Raw genomic sequence first — 17728 nt, 5'->3', positions numbered from 1 at the left:
CGCCCCTCGTCGTGCTCTCCCTCCTGGAGCGCAGGCTCCGCGTCTCGGTCTGTGACGACAGCCAGACCCTCCCGCCCGAGCCGTGCGCCCCCGCCAACGAGGGCTGCACCCCGGAGAAGGCCGCCGAGATCGTCGCCGCGGCGAAGTTCCCGGCCGAGATCGAGGACGTCCTCGACCCGGCGACGCGGGCTGGCCGCACCGGACGGACCGTAGCCGAGGCGCAGCACGAGCTGGACGTGCCCGGGTCCCTCGTGCGGGTCGCGCAGGCGCCAGCGGGTGTCGGGGATCTCGACGGCCTGGTGCAGGACGGAGGCACGCAGGCCGCGGACGGTGGCCAGCAGCCACACCCGTTCCATGGCCTGTCCGGTGCACAGCCATTCTGCCCGGCTGTCGAGGTGGGTGGTGAGGGTGGCCAGTTGCGGCAGCGCCTCGAAACGTTCGGCCGGGGTGCTGTGGTGCGGCGGGTGACCGTCGAAGCCGCGCATCGGGACGCGGGCGTCGCGGTCGTGCGAGCCGAGGGCGGCGAGCGGGATGCCGTCGTAGGAGGGCTCCAGCCGTAGCCAGCGGCGGGTCTCGGCCTCGCGGGTGACGTCAGCGGCGATCCGGGCCTCGGCCTCGGAGGTAAGGGCGAGCACGCGGCGCACCCCGTCCTCCTCCAGCACGGTGAGCGTGACGCCTTCGTCCCGGCCCGCCGAGATGAGCTCGGCGACCAGTGCCTCGGGGACGTCCCGGTTGGTGAACGGCTGCCGGCTGGAGTGGCGCCCGGCGATGGCCGGGTAGAGGTCGGCGCCGAAGGGCAGCGGTGTGCGGGCCGGCGCGGACAGGTCGAGCACGGCACACGGCTGCGCGCCTTCGCCGGCCGGCAGCAGCCGGACGGCGGCCTCGCGGCCGAGGTGGGCGGCGGCCACACGCAGGTTGAACAGGGCGGCGCCGATCGAGATGTGCAGCGCCCTGCCGGCCGGGTCGGCGGCCGGAACGGCCCGGCTCAGCTCGGCGCGGACCTCCAGGCCGAGCAGGTCGGGCGTGGGACGGAAGCGCCAGGGCTGGCTGTTGTGCAGCGAGGGCGCCAGGCCTCCGGCTTCGGCCAACAGGTGCAGATCCGCAGTGGTGAGGGCGGTTTCGGTGGTCATGGTTGATCACTCCCTGTTCTCGGCGGGGAGCTCCGGTGGTTCAAGCATCCGCCGATCCGGTGGTGCCGAGCGAGGGTCCTAAGGCCCTGGCCCCACGGCCGAGCGGCACCGGTGCCCGCCGACGCGTCCGGCTTCGCCGGGCAGGCCCGCGCCGCCCCCGCGGACACGGCCCGACGGAGGGCCGAACAGCCCTGCCGCCTCGCACTCGGCGACGGTCTGCGACCTGCTGCGCGACGTCGTCGAACGGCTCGTCGACCTGATGATCCCGGTCTCCCGCAGCGCCCTCCGGGAGACCTCCACCTGATCCCCGTCGACCCTGCCGACTCCCCGACCACGGAAGTACCGCAACTCGCATCCACCGACCGAACAGGTTCTTCGGGCCTCCTGCGAACCTCAGGAGGCCTGCTGCTGGAGCGGACCGGGCGACAGCAGGCGCGACACGAGGGTGCGGGTCCATTCGGCGGTCAGGGGCAGGTCGGTGAAGACGGCGCGGTAGTAGAGGGGCGCGAGTACGGCGTCCGCGGTGTGTTCGAGGGTCGGGGGCTGTTCGCCCCGGGCCCGTTCCCGCCCGAGGATGGCTTCGAGCCCTTGCTCGCGCTCTCCACGGCACGCCGCGGCACCTTGTTCTCCACCCGTGCCGATGGTGGCGCGCACCAGGGCGAGGGTGTCCGGGTCGCCGAGGTCCTTGGCGAGGTCGAACGCGTAGCGCTCCAGGTCCCCACGGAGGCTCCCGGTGTCCGGCACCACGATGTCCCCGGTGAAGCGGCTGGTCGCGACGTCGGCGAGCAGTTCGCCGACGGATCGCCACCGGCGGTAGACCGTGGTGGCGTGCACGCCCGCACGGGCGGCCACCACCGGGATCGTCAGCACGTCGGGGGAGCCTTCGGTCACCACTTCCTGGACGGCCCGGTGCACAGCCGCTCGGACTTTCGCGGAGCGGCCGCCGGGCCGGCTGCCGTTGCCGGACGGAGGGGTCGTCGTAGCGGTCATGCGGCCAGTATCGCATCGATCACTGCTTTTTAGGTTTTCCCCGGGCAAGCCTCTGACCCCCAGGAACGTAGCCGACATACCGCCTGACCTGCGAATGTCACTCTCGGTGCCTCGTGTCGCCGGCGGTCGCTTCTCGTCCTCATGCGTGCTGAATCCGTGCCCCGAGGGGGCTTCGCAAGCCCGGGGGCTGGGCGACGAAGCATGCATCGTCGCCCAGCCCCCAGCGAACTGAAGCGCCGAGCAAGGCTCGTGCAGCCACCCTGGCATTCGAGCTTCCGCAGCCAGCAGCCCACCCTGGCAAGGCCGGAGGCCGCTGCCCTTCAGTCACTCTTGGTAGCTGCCCGCCGCCTCGATCCACCGCGGCCGCAGGTCGCGGAATCAGATGGAGATGACTTTGCCCTTCGCGAAATTAGGATCGCCTTGCTGCCCGTAGATGCTGATCCTGTACTGCGAGCTCGACACGTGCTCCCCCATAGCGAACAGCATCAGCTTGCTGCCGTCCGCATAGAAGAACAGGGTGACACTCTGCTGCCCGTTACCCGAGCTGGCATGCAGAACCGGCTTCCCGCGGAACTGGTAGGACCCTGTGGGCTTTCCCTGCCCGTCGAATGCCTGATTGAGGGACTGCTTCAGGTTCGCCAACCTGTTGGGCATGCCTGCTTCATTGAGGACGTTCACCAGGTAGGACTCGGCTTGCGGCTGGCGCATGGGGGTGGTCTGAGTCCCGTCGGTTTTGATGACCACCATCTCGGAAACTGCTGCAAGTGATGCCATGATCTCCCCTTCGGCCCTTCGAACACGGTACTCCGGGATCGGCCCGAACCACCCTCAGATTACCCAGCGAGGCCGGGCCAAGTGAGGCTTTTCTGGCAATCAGTCACACCATTCGCAGAGCCGGGCTGGCCTCCCTGAGTTCGACAGCCGAAGAACGCGTGAACTCAGTGCTTCCGAGATCCACCAGGACTGGCCAGGTGTGAACCGACAGCAAGTCCTTGTCGGTACTCAGCCGCGTCCGCGGAAGTGGCGTATCGATGGCCAATCATGATCCGGCGTCAGGATATGAGGCGATTTCCGAGCCGAAGTAGCGACAGGCGGCTCTCAGCGCTCGGACGTTATGGGCGGCGACAGAACGTGCCAGACGCCTTCTCGCCTCTGTCCACTCCGACTAGATCGGACCACCTGATCCGAAGGGGACGAAGAAGAACGTGGTGCTGGGGTAGGGCCCACTTCCACCCATAGGTACGGTTTTCGCAACGACGGCAGCATCCCGAGGGACCGGGAAGCAGAAATTGCTGCTCCTTGCGATATTCAGCGTGCAGCTCCCACTCGAACGCTGAATAGTGAACTCCAGCGCGTGGCCTCCATCGGCATTTCCGAAGATCATTCCATCCGTGCTGAACCTGAAGGTCTTCGCCTCTTTCATCGTGACAGTGAGTCGATGAATCAGGTCTCCGCCCATGATATTTGCAGCACCCTTGATGCTGAGTCCGTCGTGGGCGGTGGTGTTGCCGTGGATGTCGAGGTGACCCTTGCTTAGGTCGGTGCCAATAGTGATCCCTTTCGCCTGCAGCTCGTCGCGAGCGTAGGTCTTCCCCTCAATCTCAAGTCCGTCGTGGGCGGTGGTGTTCCCGTGGATGTCGAGGTGGCCCTTGCCCAATTTGGTGCCAATAGTGATCCCATTCGCCCACAGCTCGCCGATAGCGTGGGTCTTCCCCTCAACCACAAGGGGGCCGAAGGAGTACAGGGTTCCGCGCACTTCCAGGCCGTCATGGGCGCGGGCTTTGCCATAGACGTTGAGGTGCCCGGTGTCGAGGTCTGGCTTGGCGACGGTGACGGCGGTGGTGAGGGTGTGGACGAAGCTGGCGTCCTCGGCCGAGGTGGCTTGGAGCATGAACCCCGTGGTGTTGTGCAGTGCGGGCGAGGTCCACTTGGGTTCGGAGTTGACGTTCGGGTCGGACTTGTCGTCCCAGTACATGACGCAGGTACCGTTCTGGATCTCCCAGGTGAGGGTGACCTTCTCGCCGTTTTCGACCATGATCTTGCTGGGGCGCAGGTTGCGGAACAGGAAGCCGGGCGGGGCCTTGTCGACGGTGATCCGCACCGGTTCCTTCGGGGTGAAGTTGCCGTTGGTCGGCGAGGTCTCCTCGATGACCTCGATCACGGGCTTGCCGACCACCTTGTTGATCGGGATCTGGGAGATGGTGAGAGTGAGCGCCCAGGTCCCGTCGAAGTGCCCGACGCCCCGGGTCGGGATGAAGGTGAAGACCCGCTTGTTGCCCTCCGCCGCGGCGGAGACGGACCAACCACCCCCTTGGTCGTTACCGGTGCCGCCGGTGACGGACTGCTTGATGTCGTCGGTGTTCACCGTCGTCAGTTCCACGGCGCCCGCGCCGATCGGGATCTTGACGATGATCTTCCGGCAGTACGCGGGCGTGGTCATGTTCCGGCCGACCGTGATGTCGAGCCGGCCGATCACGGGGTCCTTGTCGGTGCTCGCGTTCAACGGATCCGTCGGGCTTGTCGCGAGGGAGTAGCTGAGCAACGCATCGGCGGAGGTGGCGTGGATGGCCATGCTGTCGTCCTTGTCCGGGAGTCGGGCGCCTGGGGCGGGGGGCGGAGTTGGTGCAGTGGGGCGGCGGAAGTACCCGCAGGACTCAGTGCGGGATGGTTCCCAGGAACTCCAGCTCACCGTCACCGAAGGAGCACCAGTGCAGAGTGGCCTCGATATCACGCCAATAGTGGCGGGTATACATGCACTCTCCTTGGTGCAAAGGCACGGAGAGGGTCTTCTCCTCGTCCCCGGTGCCGACCTCTGCGCTGAACGTGGCGATCCGGTCGTGATAGTCGCTGCCGTCCGCTCGGATCCATAGCTCGATGTTCCTGGCGCTGGAGCCGGTTCGCTTGAAGGTCACGGTCACGATGCCGTCGGTGGTCGCCCGCCAGTCACTGCTGTCCTCCATCGCGACCGGAGGGTGGCGACGCAGGATCCTGGCCTTCCCGTAGACGGTGAGGTCTCCGATTTCGATATCCGGCTTGTCCACGGTGACGGCGGTGGTGAGGGTGTGGATGAAGCTGGCGTCCTCGGCCGAGACGGCCTGCAGCATGAAGGCGGTGGTGTTGTGCAGCGCGGGCGAGGTCCACTTGGGTTCCTTGCTGACGTCCGCGCCGGGCTGGTCGTCCCAGTACATGGTGCAGCGGGCGTTCTGGACTTCCCAGGTGAGGGTGACGGGGCAGCCGTTGTCCACCACGATCTTGCTGGGGCGCAGGTTGCGGAACAGGAAACCGGGCGGGGCCTTGTCCACGACGATCGTGGTGGTCTTCTGGGTGAAGTCACCGTTGGTGGGCGAGCTTTCCTCGATGATCTCGATGACGGGCTTGCCGACCGCCTTGTTGATCGGGATCTGCGAGATGACCAGGGTGACCGCCCACTGCCCGGTGAACTGCGGCGCCCGGCCCGGGGCGAAGGTGAAGACCCGGTGGTTGCCCTCGGCGACGGCGGTCGCGGTCCAACCGCCGCCCTGCTCCGGCGTGGTGCCTCCGACGACCGACTGCTTGATGTCGTCGGTATTGACGGCAGTCAACTCCGCGGCGCCCATGCCGACCGGGATCTTCACGGTGATCTTCCGGCAGTACGCGGCCGTCGTCATGTCGCGGCCGACCGTGATGTTCAGCCGCCCGATGACGGGGTCCTTGTCGGTACTCGCGTTCAGCGGATCGGTCGGACTCGTCGCGAGGGCGTAGCTGAGCAGTCCGTCGGTGGAACTGGTGTAGATGGTCACGCGGTCCTCTTTATCCGGGAGGGTCAGGCGCCTGGGGCGGGACGGAGCTGGAGGTAGCCGGCCCGCGCGGTGGGGATCGGGTCGTCGGGGTGGGCGGCGCTGTCGGCCTGGAGGATGGGCAGCTCACCCCAGTTGGGCACCGGGCTGGCGGTCGCGTAGGGCTCGGCCCAGGTCCAGTCGCCGTGCCAGGCAGCGGGACGGGGCATCACCAGGCCGCTGCCGGGCGCGTCGGTGCTGACCACGAAGGAGCGGACGGCCACCGGGGCGGCCAGGGCACCGGTGAACCGTAGCCGCAGGTAGCGGGTGGAGAGCGTGGTGTCGTGGTGGACTTCGGCGCCGGCAGGGTAGTCGGCGAGCGCGGTCCAGGCTTCGGCGTCGGCGGAGTGTTCCAGGACGCCGGCCGGCGTGGTATGCCCGCCGGTGAGGTCGCCGGGGTAGAGGTCGACGCGGTCCACGTGCCGCTGTTCGCCGAGGTCCACCATCACCCAACTACCGGCGCCGGCTTGCTCAGCGCTGAGCCAGTAGCTGCTGAGGTTGCCGTCCAGCAGGTTGGCCAACGGGTAGCCCTCGGCGGCGCCGAGCGGCGAGCCGGCCTCCTGCTCGCCGGCCCGGGCGGGGGCCAGCAGCGGGTCGAGGCGGAAGGAGGCGCGGATGCGGGCGAGCGCCTGGTGGACGAGGTCGGCGTCCAGGCCGAGGGCCGCGACGGGCAGGATGCCGGTGGTCGCGTGCACGGGGGTGTGTGGGTCGGCGAGCAGGGTGAGCCGATGGGTGATCAGCTCGGTACCAGGGCGGGCGGGCAGAGCAAGATCGTGGCCGTGTCCGATGGGCTGGACGTAGTCGCTGCTGCCGGGGGCGGGGGCGAGCGCGTTGAGGCGGGTGTAGTCGGTGGCGCCACCGGGGCCGGTGGTGCTGGCGTAGTAGCCGATCAGGCCGTCGGTGAGGCGCTCGGGGTCGCCGAGCTTGATCGGCCACTGGTAGCTGGGGTAGTAGTCCTCGGGCGGCGGTTGGAGGGCGTCCCAGCCGGAGCTGGTCAGCGGCGGGCCCTGGAGTTCGATGCCGAGTGCGGCGCGGATGAGGGCGACGGGCCGCCCGGCGAGGCGGGCCGGGGTGCGGTCCTCCTGGGCGCTGGGGTCGGTGATGGTGTCCAGGGTGGTGTCGATGGTGGCCATCAGGCGCCGGAAGGCAGCGGGTGACTGGCGGTCGGTCAGTTCGAGGATCAGGCCGGCCAGATCCGGGAAGACGTCGGCGAAGTCGGCCGGCCCGGGGTAGGGAGCGTGCGGAAGAGGGCTGAAGGCGGTGCGGCTGCCGTCGCCGACCACCCGCAGCTCTCCCAGCGGTGCGCCGTCGGGCGCGTAGACCAGCAAGGTCTCGTCGAGGTAGTTGAGGAGCAGCCAGCCCGCCACCGGGGTCTCGCCGACGGCGGCCGGGTCAGGGGAAAGAGCGGTGTAGCGGGCGTTGTCGCGCGAGCGGAGCGCGTCGAAGCGCATCCGGGTGTCCTGGAGCAGGCGGGGCGGGAGTTGGAAGAACCGGTCGGGTGCGGCGACGCCCTCGAAGAGGGGCTTGTCGGGTTTCACGCTGTCGGCGTGGGCGGTGGGGAGCTTCAGGTAGTTCTGCTGCTGGAGGTTGGTGGCGTCGCAGGAGCGGCCGAAGCGGTCGATGATCCGCAGGTCCCGGAAGTAGAACTGGCCGGCCCGCACGGGCTGGAACCGGACCGGGGCCCCCGGGTCGGGGTCGAAGATGCCAGGCGCGGCGACGGACTGCGGGTCGCCGAACCGCCACCCGTTCTCCGGCGACGGCAACATCCGCGCGGCGCCGTCCTGTTGCAGCAACCAGTCGTTGAAGCCGTCCAGGGTCTGTGAGAGCAGGTCGAGCTGCTCGTAGTCCTCGCGCAGGGCGCGCAGGCCGACGGTCTCCGACTCCGGGTAGCTGTCGAGGTAGCGCTCGATCTGGCGGCGCAGCACGTAGGAGACGGTGGGGGCGAGGTAGCAGCGGTCGGCGAAGGTCAGCCAGCGCATCTGGTCGTCGCCGGTGGAGTCCTCGCCGCTGCGCTGGGCGCCGGTGCCGTCCCAGTGGTAGTCGGTGCCTTTGTCGGTGGTCTTGAAGGTCCAGTTGTCGCGGTTGTCGCTGTGGTAGGGGATGGGGCAGTAGTGCAGTTCCCACTGGAGGTACATCGGGGCCCAGGGCTGCTGCCAGAGCGCGGTGTACTCGGCGAGGGTGCCGCGCAGCTTGCCCGCGGGGTCCTTGAGGGCGACGTCCAGGGCATTGCTGGTGCCCGAGGTCGTACGGTACGCCTGGTCGAGGAGGTCGCACTCGGCGAGCAGCGCGGCACAGGCGGCCGGCAGGTTGGCGAGGTTGGGCACCAGCGGGGCGGTGGGTACCGGGACGGTGGCGTCGTTGATGTCGATCGAGGTCAGCAGTCCGCTGGGGATGCGGCAGGGCAGCGGGTCGTCCTCGTCACGGCTGAGCGGTTCGCCGGCGCCGGTGCCTTCGATGACGACCACGGGGTCGGCGGGGCGGTAGAACGGCTCGCGGGCGATGCGCTTGAGTTCCAGCGTCTCGGGCAGGTGGCGCCTACGGGCCTCGGCGTCGATGGCGGCCTGCTGCGCCTCGGGGGTGAGGCCGTGCGGCAGCGCGGCCAGCAGAGTGGCGGTCTGCGTGAGGAGGGTCTGGGCCTGAGCGGCGAGACTGCCACCGGCGGCGGGGCTGAGCTGGGTGTCCGCGGCGGCATCGAAACCGTCCGGGTGCTCGCCGGGCTGGTTGCGCAGCCACCACAGCGTCCACAGGCGTTGCTGGGCGTCGCGCAGCAGGGGCGCGAGGGCGTCGTACCGGGCCTGGGCCTCGTTGAGTTCGTCCAGCCAGGCGGGCACCGGCGGGAGTTCGACGGGTTCGTCACTGGGGCGGGGGACGATCTGCCAGGCGTGGCCGCCGTCGCTGCCGGAGTACCAGGCGCGGCGGGTGGCCTCGTCCAGGTCGGTTTCGCCCTCGACGGTGCCGTAGGTGTCGATGGTGCCCTCGAACAGTGCGCGGACGAGGTCGCCGGTGCGCGGCGAGCGGGTCTGCCGGGTCACGAGCGCGGCTGCGGCGTCGGCGGTGCTGTGGCCGATGGCGACGGTCTGGTGCAGGGGCCGCGGGCGGGCGTCCGGATCGGGGTAGAAGTTGAGCTGCCGCCAGGGGATGCCAAGGCTGTGCCCGGCGTACAGGGTGCGCTGCGGGTCGGGCGCGTCGGCGGGGGCGGACCAGCCCAGGGCGGCGAGGATCTCGCGCACGCCGGTGACGCCCTCGGGCAGCAGTCCGGGGATCTCGGCTGCCTTGGTGAGGATGTCCGAGGCGGGGTCGGAGTACCAGCCGATCACCTGGTAGCTGAGTTCGGTGTCCGGCGGGTAGAGGTTGACCTCGTCGGGGTCGTCCTCGTGCTTGATGTCCTGCAGGGTGTCGTGGAAGAGGAAGACGTCCTTGTGGTAGATCGCGAAGGCGGCGAAGGCCGGCAGGCCGGGTCCGACGGCGGTCAGGAAGAGTTCGCGGGGCGCATTCTCGGGTTCGGTCCATGGCCCGTCGGCGAGCTTGTGGTGGCGGCCGATCCAGTCGGTGTGCGGCTCGATCTTGCCGCCGCCGGGGCTGCGGGTGGTGGCGAAGCGGCTGGTGCCGTAGCCGAGGCCGGCCTGGTAGTCGCTGTCCTCCAGGTAGTCGGAGTGGACGACCCAGCCGGTGGCCTTGCGCACGCCCAGCGGGGAACGGTGGTAGCGCACGACGAGCCAGCGGTTGGGCACCAGCGGGAAGGTGGTCTCACCAGTGGCGGGGTCGTAGTGGCCACGGGTGAGCGCCTCCGGCAGCTCCCACTGCACGTGCAGGCCGTCGTCGTCCGGGCCGATCCCCTGGTCGCTCTGCCCGGGTCCGGGTTCGGCCGGGGCGTTGTCCTCGACCATCCCGCCGAGGTTCGGGTACCAGCGGGTGAACAGGTCGCCGGCCCTGACCTTGTCGTTGACTTGGAGGGTGCGCACGCGTACCGGCACGATCAGGTCACTCATCTGTGGGCTCCTCACGGCCGGGACAGCAGCAGTTGTTCGAGCGGGGCGTTGACCAGTTGAACCGCGAACTCGCTCGGGCGCAGCGTCTGCTTGCCCAGGGCCCGGGCGAGCTCGGGCACCAAGGCTCCGCTGCCGAGCAGGTTCAGCACGTCCGCACTCCCCGGGCGCAGGAAGCGGCTGAAGACCGTCCCGGTGTCGGGGAAGTCGCGGCCCAGCGAGGCGCCGAGCGCGGGGGTGGTGTTCGGGGTGAGCTGGCGTAGGCCGAGCAGGCCGCCCTCGTCGATGCCGAAGTGGATGCCCTGCCCGGGTTCGCGGATCGTCAGGGCGTCCGGGATCTCGTCGAAGAGGACGAGCAGGGTGTCGGGGGCGAGGTGGGCGCGGCGCAGTTCGGCCAGCTCGGCCCCGGCGCGGCGGGCGGTGAGGATGATGTCGGGCCAGGCGGGGACGAGTTGGGAGCGCAGCAGGAGTCCTGCCTTCGGCCGGGCACCGAGGCTCTGGGCGGTGGTGGCCGCGCGCAGGGTGCCGTCGAGGCGCTGGTCCATCGAGGTGTGGATGCCGACGCCGGCGGCGCCGTCGATGAGCGCGTCGATCCAGTTCTGGTCGATGGCGAAGACGCGCAGGGACTCGTCGGGGAGCATGTCGGGGTGCGGGACGAGGTAGTGGAAGGGCACGCCGCGCAGCAGCCTCAGGCGGTCCAGCCAGCTGGGCATGGAGGCGGTGCGCGCGTCGGCGGTGGCGCGCAGCGCGCTCTGGGCGGCTGTGGTGGACAGGGTGGCGCGGGCTTCGGCGTGGGTGAGTGCGATGCGTGGTGCGCGGCGCGGGACGTCGAGTGGGTCGACGTTGGGCGCGGCGAGTGCCTCGGCGAGCGGGGTTTCGGCGAGGGTGCGCAGCCAGTCCAGGCCGCGCTGCGGCACCGGGTCGCCGGCCTCGGCGGCGCGGGCGGAGCGGGCCGGGTCGGCGGCCAGCTTCATCATGGCGGCGGCCTGGTTGGCGAGTTCGCGCCGGGCGCGGGTGACGTCGGCGGCGTAGTCGGGGTCGGCCAGGCCGATCGCGCGGCCCAGGGTCCACGCGGAGGCGTAGCTGACGTCGAAGAGGCCGTGTTCCTCCTCGTAGATGAGCAGGTGGTCGGCGGTGGTGTGGTCGCCGGGGGTGGGCGGCAGTTCCCGGGCGGTCACGGGGGTGCAGGGGCCGCGGTACCAGGCGTAGCCGAGTTCGCCGGACAGTACGCGGTGCGGGACGGGCGCGTAGCCGAGCTTCAGCCGCTCGGTGACGTAGGTGTCCTCGGGGTCGGAGCCGGCGGCGGTCCGGGGTTCCAGGCGCAGGGTGAGTCGCTCGGGGTCGGTGCTGTTGCCGGGGGCGACCAGGTTCCTGAGCAGGCCGGCGGCGTCGAAGCGCGCGTTCTCGTCGCTGGTGAACGACCAGGTCCACAGGGTGCACAGGCGCAGGTGGGTCTTGTCGCCGGGGATGGTGCCGGCCAGCGGCTTGTCGTGGCCCTCCAGCGAGACCAGGTGGACGGTGTGGGCGCCGCCGGTGCGCGGGAAGCGGTTGGCGGTCAGCACCGCGTAGTCGCCCTCGGTGAGGACTTCGCCCTCGAATCGGCGCTTGGCCTGTTCGACCCGGCGGACGTGGGCGAGGTAGGACAGCTCGTCCTCGGTGGGGATCAGCCGCCGGAACAGGGGGACGGGGACGTCGATGGTGCGGCAGGTGCTCGCCTCCGTCTCAGCGGGCAGGCCGCTGATCGCCGGCCCCAGGACGCCGGATTCGGCGGGGCGGCAGAGCTGGGCGACCGTGCGCGAGGCCGCGAGCCCCATGGCGTCGGGGTCCTCGGGTAGTTCGCCCTCGCGGAAGACCATCAGGGCCAGCCACGGCGCGCGGGCCTCCACCCGGGACCACTTCGGTTCGCGCTCCCACGGCAGGATCGAGCGGTTGAGGGTGATGTGCGGCAGCACCAGGGCGTAGTCACCGGACGCGCCTGGGGCGGGGAAGACGGCGTGCACGGAGGAGGGGTCCAGCACGAACTGGACCGCCCGGACCTCGAACTCCTCACTGGTGGTGGGGAGTTTGTCGGGCGCGTCGATGTCGCCGTGGGCGTCCTTGAGGACGTGGCGGACATCCGCGCGGTAGGTGCCGGCGGTGATGGCGGGCAGCAGGTGGTCATAGAAGGTGATGTCCAGCTCGGGCAGGCTCGGCACGAGGGTCCCCTCAGACGGTGGCCAACGGTGGTGGGTGGTCAGTTGGCCGCGGTGAGCAGTGGCGACGAGACCAGGGTGTCGGCGGCGATCCCGGCGTACTTCGCACGGGAGCCGTTGGCGCCGGGTGCCACCCCCAGGCGGGCCATCGCGGCGTAGGCGGCGTCGCGCCTGGGCTGTTTGACGGCGATCGTGCGCGCGATCGTGTCGATGCTGCCCGCCCCGGAGACCGGTACGGGTCCGGCGGTCTGGCCGGGCCTGCCGGTCAGCTTGCTGTCCGGGTTGACCTTCTCGGCGCCCAGGGCCTGGGAGGTGATCGGACCGGTCGCGGCGGCAGGGTCGAGCTTGGGTCCCGGGATCTCGAAGCGCAGACCACTGAGCCGCCTGGGCAGCAACGTGTCCTCGTCCAGCGCGTCGCCGGGCTTGTTCAGCGGCGCACCCCACAGGGCGCGGGCGGCGTCCTTGCGCAGCACGGTGATGGTCCAGTTCACCGGGTCGAACGGCTTGTCCCCGTTGTTGCGCCAGAGGGTGACGCGGTGTTCGGAGGTCACCGCGGTCTTGCGCATCGGCCGGATCGCGATGGCCGGGTCCGCCGATCCCACGAGATCGTCGTTGAGGTAGACGTGGGTGGCCGGCAGGGCGGACTCGGTGGTGAAGACGAACCCGTCGCGGGAGACCAGCAGGGGTGCCTCGATGGCGCGGCGGGCGGCGAGTTCGCCCGCGTCCACGTCCGCCAGCAGGCCCTTCTCCGGTGTGATGGCCAGCGGCGCGGGCAACTGCGCGCGGACCTCCGACCATTCGGCGGCGGGCAGCGGCCCGCGCTTGGAGCCGATGTCGAAGCTGAAGGAGATGAACCAGACCTTGACGGTGACCCGGCCGCCGAACGGAGGCGTCCACAGCGCCAGGTTGATGCCGACCGAGATCGAGACCCGGACCTTGACGAACCACACCTTGATGGTGAACGCGACGCCGATGCTGATCCCCAGCGCCATGTCCAGGTAGAACGGCTTCCACTGGATCAGCACGTCCAGGTACGCGGTGAACCACGCGGACAGCAGACCGGAGGTGTAGGTCGCGGCGAGCCGGCCGCCGATCATGAACGCGCCCGGGGTGAGCGCGGTGTAGCCCTCCGCCTTGACCATGATCTTGCTGTCCGGCGACCAGGTGAAGCCCAGCCGGGCCGGCCTCGGGTAGTGCGCGGGCACCTTGAACCGCGGGTGGTAGCCGCCCACGCTGAGCACGAAGTCCCCGGCGTGAGTACCGGCGGTCCACACGTACACCGCGATCCCGCCGGTCAGCCGGCAGGCCGGGTCGAAGATGAACGAGCCCGCCCCGACCGCCACGTCCAGCGACAGCAGGCCCTGGGACTGCTGGTAGGCGAGCTTGAGGTCCAGATCCAGGCGGGCGTGGACCTTCTTGCCCGGGGCCGCGTTGCGGGGGAAGGTGATGGAGGTACGGCCCAGCAGCATGACGTTCAGCTCGCGGCCGAACTCCACCAGCGCCAGCGCCTTGGTGTCGATGAACTTGAACGTGGTGAACTGGACGCCGATCGCGCCCCAGTACTGGCCGTCCGCCGGTCGCACCCAGTCGGTCAGATCCTTCAGGATCTCCTGCGGGGTGGCCTCCGGGCGCCCGTCCAGGCGGGCGATCAGCGGGAAGACGGGCAGTTCCTCGATCTTCGGCACCCGCACCGAACTGTTGACGCCGAAGCCGCCCGACAGGCCGGTCACGGTGAACGCCGGCGGCCCGAACAGTGCGACGCCGCCCTTGGCCGCCGCCTCGCCGAACAGGAACACCGACGCCCAGCCGCCCGTGCTACGGGCGTAGCTGCCGGCCGCCTGCATCGCGAAGAACCCGGCCTCCACCGCCACCAGGCCCGCGATGTACACCTCGTACGCGTCGTCGTTGCGCACCTCCAGCACGCCGGTGACCTTCAGCGGCGGCACCGCGATCCGCACCCCTGCGCCGGCCAGCACCGGTGTGACGGTGAAGTCCTGGTCCACCGCCAGGCCCAGGCCGATCATGTCCAGCGCCACCGGCCCGAGCGTCAGAGTGGCGTCGAAGGCGACGAACAGCCGACCCTTCGCATAGCCCAGGCTCACCCGGCGGATCCGCACCGGCCCGAAGACCTGATCCAGCTCCTGGGCTGAATCGCTGCGCTGCTGCCCCGCAACGGCGGCACGTTCACGCCCCAGCACGACCGCGCCCTCGGACGTGTCCAGCGGCACCAAATCACCGCTCCCACCCTGCGACAGGGCAGCGGCCCCGGTGCTGTTCGGCCGCCAGACCAGTGGCGCCAGCGCCTGGCCACCCATCGTCAGCAGCCCCCAGATGAGCAGGCCGCGTTGCAGCGCTTCGTCCATCAGCACGGGCAGCAGCCCCTGTGCGGCCCCGGGCAGGCCCGCGACCGCGGCGTTCAGCGCCCGGACCTGGGAGAGGGGCCAGGCGCGATCCGCGTAGCAGAACTGCACTCCTGTCACGACCACATCGCGATCCGCCGGGATGCTCTCCCCCACCAGCGGCAGATCGGATGCCCGGGCCCCCACCACCCCTCGGACCGCCACCAGCCGAGCGACCGCCGGCCCGGTGCCCTCGGGCACCGACGCCACCACCACCCCCACCCGGCCGACGACCGCCGACACCACCAGCGACCCCGCCACGGCGGTCCCCACGGGAAGACGGTAGGCGAACGACGCCGAGCCGAGCGATGGAACGAAAGGATCCAGGTCCGCAGGGACATCGATTCCGACGGCCGCGGCCAGGTGAGCCAGCGTCAGAGCTTGGCCGTCGCTCTCCAGGGAAGCGCTCAGTTCCCAGGCCCCTGAGCTTGTCTTGGCGATTGCGCCACTGAACCACAGCCGGGTCTCTGCGCCTTCGACGGCGGCGGTGAAGCCTGCGTCCGCGGACAGCGAGAACGTCGAGGCCCCGCCGGCGGCCGGGGTCGAATGCCGGAAGCAGACGAGCAGGTCCATCACCGTGTCACCGAGGCGGACCTCGGTGGCTGCGGTGAACTCCCATTCCTCCGGGCCTCCAGGGCTCGTCAGCACCTCGATCGTCAGGTGCTGCAGGTCGAAACTCCGCAAGCCCTCCGGGATTTCACCGGCCACTCCCCAGTTCTCGCCGAGCCAATCGAGGAGGTCGGCCATCCGAACGTTTTCCGCAGTCGCCCCGCGAAACAGGTAGCCGCTCTCATCGGACCAGGTGTCCAGATCCAGCCGGGTGCCGCCGATGATGACGAAGTCAACCCCCTGTGGCATTCCCAGTGCCGGTGCGCAGGTCAGCGGCTCCGCCGCCGTGCCGGACAGGGATCCGACGGGCCGGATGCGGTACTTGGCGCCGTCCGGCTCCCAGTCGGCGCCTTTCAGCGGCCATACCCGGTTCGGGGTGAATGCCTCGATGAGGCCCTTGAAACCCTGCACGCCATCTTTTTCCATCCCCCCGCCTTTTGGCTTCTTGCTGAACCGGTCCAGGCTGGCGAAGGCCGCAGTCCGCTTGGTGAGCGTCTCCTGGCCGATGATCCGTGCGCTGCCGCTTTCGACTTTCGGGCCCGGATCGTCGGTTCGGTTCTGATTGTCCGGACCGACGAACAGGTTTCCCGGAAGCCAGGTGAGGATGTTGTGGATGTCATCCAGACCATCCAGGGTGATGCCGTCAGGGTCATAGCTGGAGTCGGGGTCTTTGAACGTCTCCACGAACTCCTTGATGCGAGGGAAATTGAGCTTCTCCTGGTCCGTGTAGTCCAGGGTCTCAAATTTCCGGACCACCGTGTCGGCGAACTCCTCCAGCCCAGCCCTGAGACTGGACCCCTTGACGTTGTACGCGTTTTCGATGGCCGCGTTCCATGATTTGATGAGCGTTTCGAAAGGGATCACGTGATGGCGTGCCAGCTTGATCCCCCCGACCGGCTGCACCTGGTCGAGGTCGCCCGGTTTGCGGTTGACCAGCTCATCCGCGAAGGGATAGCCACCGCGTCCTTTGAGCAACAGCTTCATACGCTCGGCCACTGTCCAGCCTCCTCGGCTTGTGCGGCTACTCCGGTCTTGTGTGACCTGGGAAGGATCGGCTCACCGGCCTCCTCGCGGGTCCAGCGACGCGCTGTCGCCAGCCCGGCGATCCGGCAGCCGACGTCGGCCTCCGACGGCCTCCGACGGCCGTGGTCAGCCGAGCCGAAGAGACGGCTCGCCGTACACCGGCCCCGCGCAGGTCCTCAACAGCTCATACAGCTCAGGGAGTTCGATCGGATGCAGGCGCAGGACAAGGTCCTCCCCCGATGCCGGAAGCCGGTGAGAGATCCGCAACGAACATCGACATGAGAAATCCCCTCGTCCCGACACGAGTGACGCCACTTCGAAGCACCCGACCCTCGACGGAACAGGCCAGGACTCACCACGCCAGGCAACGAGCGGCAGACATCGACCATCGTCATACACCTGCCCACCTGACAGGGGCACGATCTTGTCACGCCCCGTGATCAAGTCGTTCCTTAAAGCGGTATCCGGCCACCGATATGGCCGAATTCACCACCTTCTCATCCAGAACGTCGATCTCGGCCAGCCCGACCCGAAGCGCCGACCGTACGGACCACTCGGACCGCCTCAAGGGACCTACCGGCCCGCCACCCCAGGCCGTTCGCCGTCCTCGCGGAAACCCTGAGAGTTCGCGCCTGATCCACCCTGCCACCCACCGGCCGCACCGACGAGTTACCGCCGGGCCCAACCCCACCAGGGGCACTGACACCTCAGAGCTCGCCCTCATCACCCCGGTCGACGTCGTGCAGCGTCTCGCCGAACCGCTCCAGCGCCTCCTCCGGCCCGCAGCCGAAGGCGCGGCCGATGTACTCCCAGGTCATCAGATTGCTGCGGGCCTTGCGGCCGGCCAGCAGCGCGGTCGACCCGGCGGCGCGCTCGAACCGGGCGGCCGCACGGGCAGCGGCGTACGGCCTGCTCTCCGTCAGATCGCAGATCCGGTCCACCAGCGCCGCGACCAGCTCCTCGACCTCGCGCGGCACCACACCCTCGGCCAGGTCGACGTGCCACTCCCAGTCCGCGAACGGCCCGGTGGCCTCGCCCACCGCCTCGGTCACCTGGTCGTCACCGAAGTCCAACAGATGCACCCGCTCACCCCGCCAACCGCAGCCGCAACCACCACGCACCGCAACGGCCCGAGGACCATCCGCTCCGTTGTAGAGCCACCAGGTGGTACGCCCGTCCGGCAACGGCGCCGGCTCGCTGCCGTCCGCCAACACCGCCACCAGGAAACCCTGGTGGCGCCCGCTCTCGTCAACCCATGGCATGCCGTGTCCCTCGCGTCCCTGGAGTACAGCACCAGGGTTCGCGGCCTGTGACGCAGTGTCAAGACTTCGCGACAACCGGTGCGACCCGCAGCTCAAGGCGGCGCGCACCAGCCGCCGCACGCCGGATCAGGGGTGCTCAGGCAGTTCGGTGAGCCGCTCGACCTGGGTGACCGTCCTGTTCACCGAGTCGACCGCGCACCTCGACCAGTCCAGCTTGCCGCGCGCCTAGGGGCTCTCTTTCGGATCACGTCGGATCAGCGCGCGGCGTCGGAGTGCGTGCATCGCAAGGCGGAGGAGGGAGTCCATGCGGAGTATCGGCGAC

9 protein-coding genes are annotated in these 17728 nt (G+C 69.6%); all 9 read right to left on the bottom strand.

Going from position 1 to position 17728, the window contains the following annotated elements:
• The coding region (locus AB0R04_RS38205) for a hypothetical protein (RefSeq protein ID WP_363378707.1) at positions 1-1130 on the bottom strand (1130 nt) is incomplete at its 3' end.
• A gap of 393 nt (positions 1131-1523) precedes the next feature.
• On the bottom strand, positions 1524-2120 hold the full coding sequence (locus tag AB0R04_RS38200) for a TetR-like C-terminal domain-containing protein (protein ID WP_363378705.1): 597 nt from the start codon (positions 2118-2120) through the stop codon (positions 1524-1526).
• A gap of 378 nt (positions 2121-2498) precedes the next feature.
• The gene (locus AB0R04_RS38195; protein WP_363378703.1) at positions 2499-2894 is read right to left on the bottom strand and encodes a hypothetical protein; all 396 of its coding nucleotides are present in this window, start codon (positions 2892-2894) and stop codon (positions 2499-2501) included.
• A gap of 391 nt (positions 2895-3285) precedes the next feature.
• On the bottom strand, positions 3286-4692 hold the full coding sequence (locus tag AB0R04_RS38190; RefSeq protein ID WP_363378702.1) for a hypothetical protein: 1407 nt from the start codon (positions 4690-4692) through the stop codon (positions 3286-3288).
• Between the two features lie 82 nt (positions 4693-4774).
• Positions 4775-5899, bottom strand: coding sequence for a hypothetical protein (locus tag AB0R04_RS38185; protein ID WP_363378700.1), 1125 nt, complete (start codon positions 5897-5899; stop codon positions 4775-4777).
• A gap of 23 nt (positions 5900-5922) precedes the next feature.
• Positions 5923-9924 (bottom strand): discoidin domain-containing protein, encoded by a 4002-nt coding sequence (locus AB0R04_RS38180; protein WP_363378698.1) that lies wholly within the window; start codon positions 9922-9924, stop codon positions 5923-5925.
• Between the two features lie 11 nt (positions 9925-9935).
• Positions 9936-12116, bottom strand: a complete 2181-nt coding sequence (locus AB0R04_RS38175; RefSeq protein ID WP_363378695.1) for a hypothetical protein — start codon at positions 12114-12116, stop codon at positions 9936-9938.
• Positions 12117-12154: 38 nt separating this feature from the next.
• Positions 12155-16117 carry a DUF6603 domain-containing protein gene (locus AB0R04_RS38170; RefSeq protein WP_363378693.1) on the bottom strand — a complete coding sequence of 1321 codons (3963 nt, stop codon included), beginning with the start codon at positions 16115-16117 and terminating at the stop codon, positions 12155-12157.
• A gap of 734 nt (positions 16118-16851) precedes the next feature.
• Complete coding sequence (locus AB0R04_RS38165) at positions 16852-17226, bottom strand: hypothetical protein (RefSeq protein WP_363378691.1); 375 nt, start codon at positions 17224-17226, stop codon at positions 16852-16854.
• Between the last annotated feature and the right edge of the window lie 502 nt (positions 17227-17728).

The sequence above is a fragment of the Kitasatospora sp. NPDC056731 genome (genome assembly GCF_040687675.1).
Taxonomy (GTDB): domain Bacteria; phylum Actinomycetota; class Actinomycetes; order Streptomycetales; family Streptomycetaceae; genus Kitasatospora.
The sequence above is the reverse complement of the archived record's forward strand: the minus strand, read 5'-3'. Positions and strand labels throughout refer to the sequence as shown.

Coding starts and splice junctions, on each gene's coding strand:
- AB0R04_RS38195 (WP_363378703.1), bottom strand. CDS start 2,894: ATGGCATCACTTGCAGCAGTTTCCGAGATGGTGGTCATCAAAACCGAC.
- AB0R04_RS38190 (WP_363378702.1), bottom strand. CDS start 4,692: ATGGCCATCCACGCCACCTCCGCCGATGCGTTGCTCAGCTACTCCCTC.
- AB0R04_RS38180 (WP_363378698.1), bottom strand. CDS start 9,924: ATGAGTGACCTGATCGTGCCGGTACGCGTGCGCACCCTCCAAGTCAAC.
- AB0R04_RS38200 (WP_363378705.1), bottom strand. CDS start 2,120: ATGACCGCTACGACGACCCCTCCGTCCGGCAACGGCAGCCGGCCCGGC.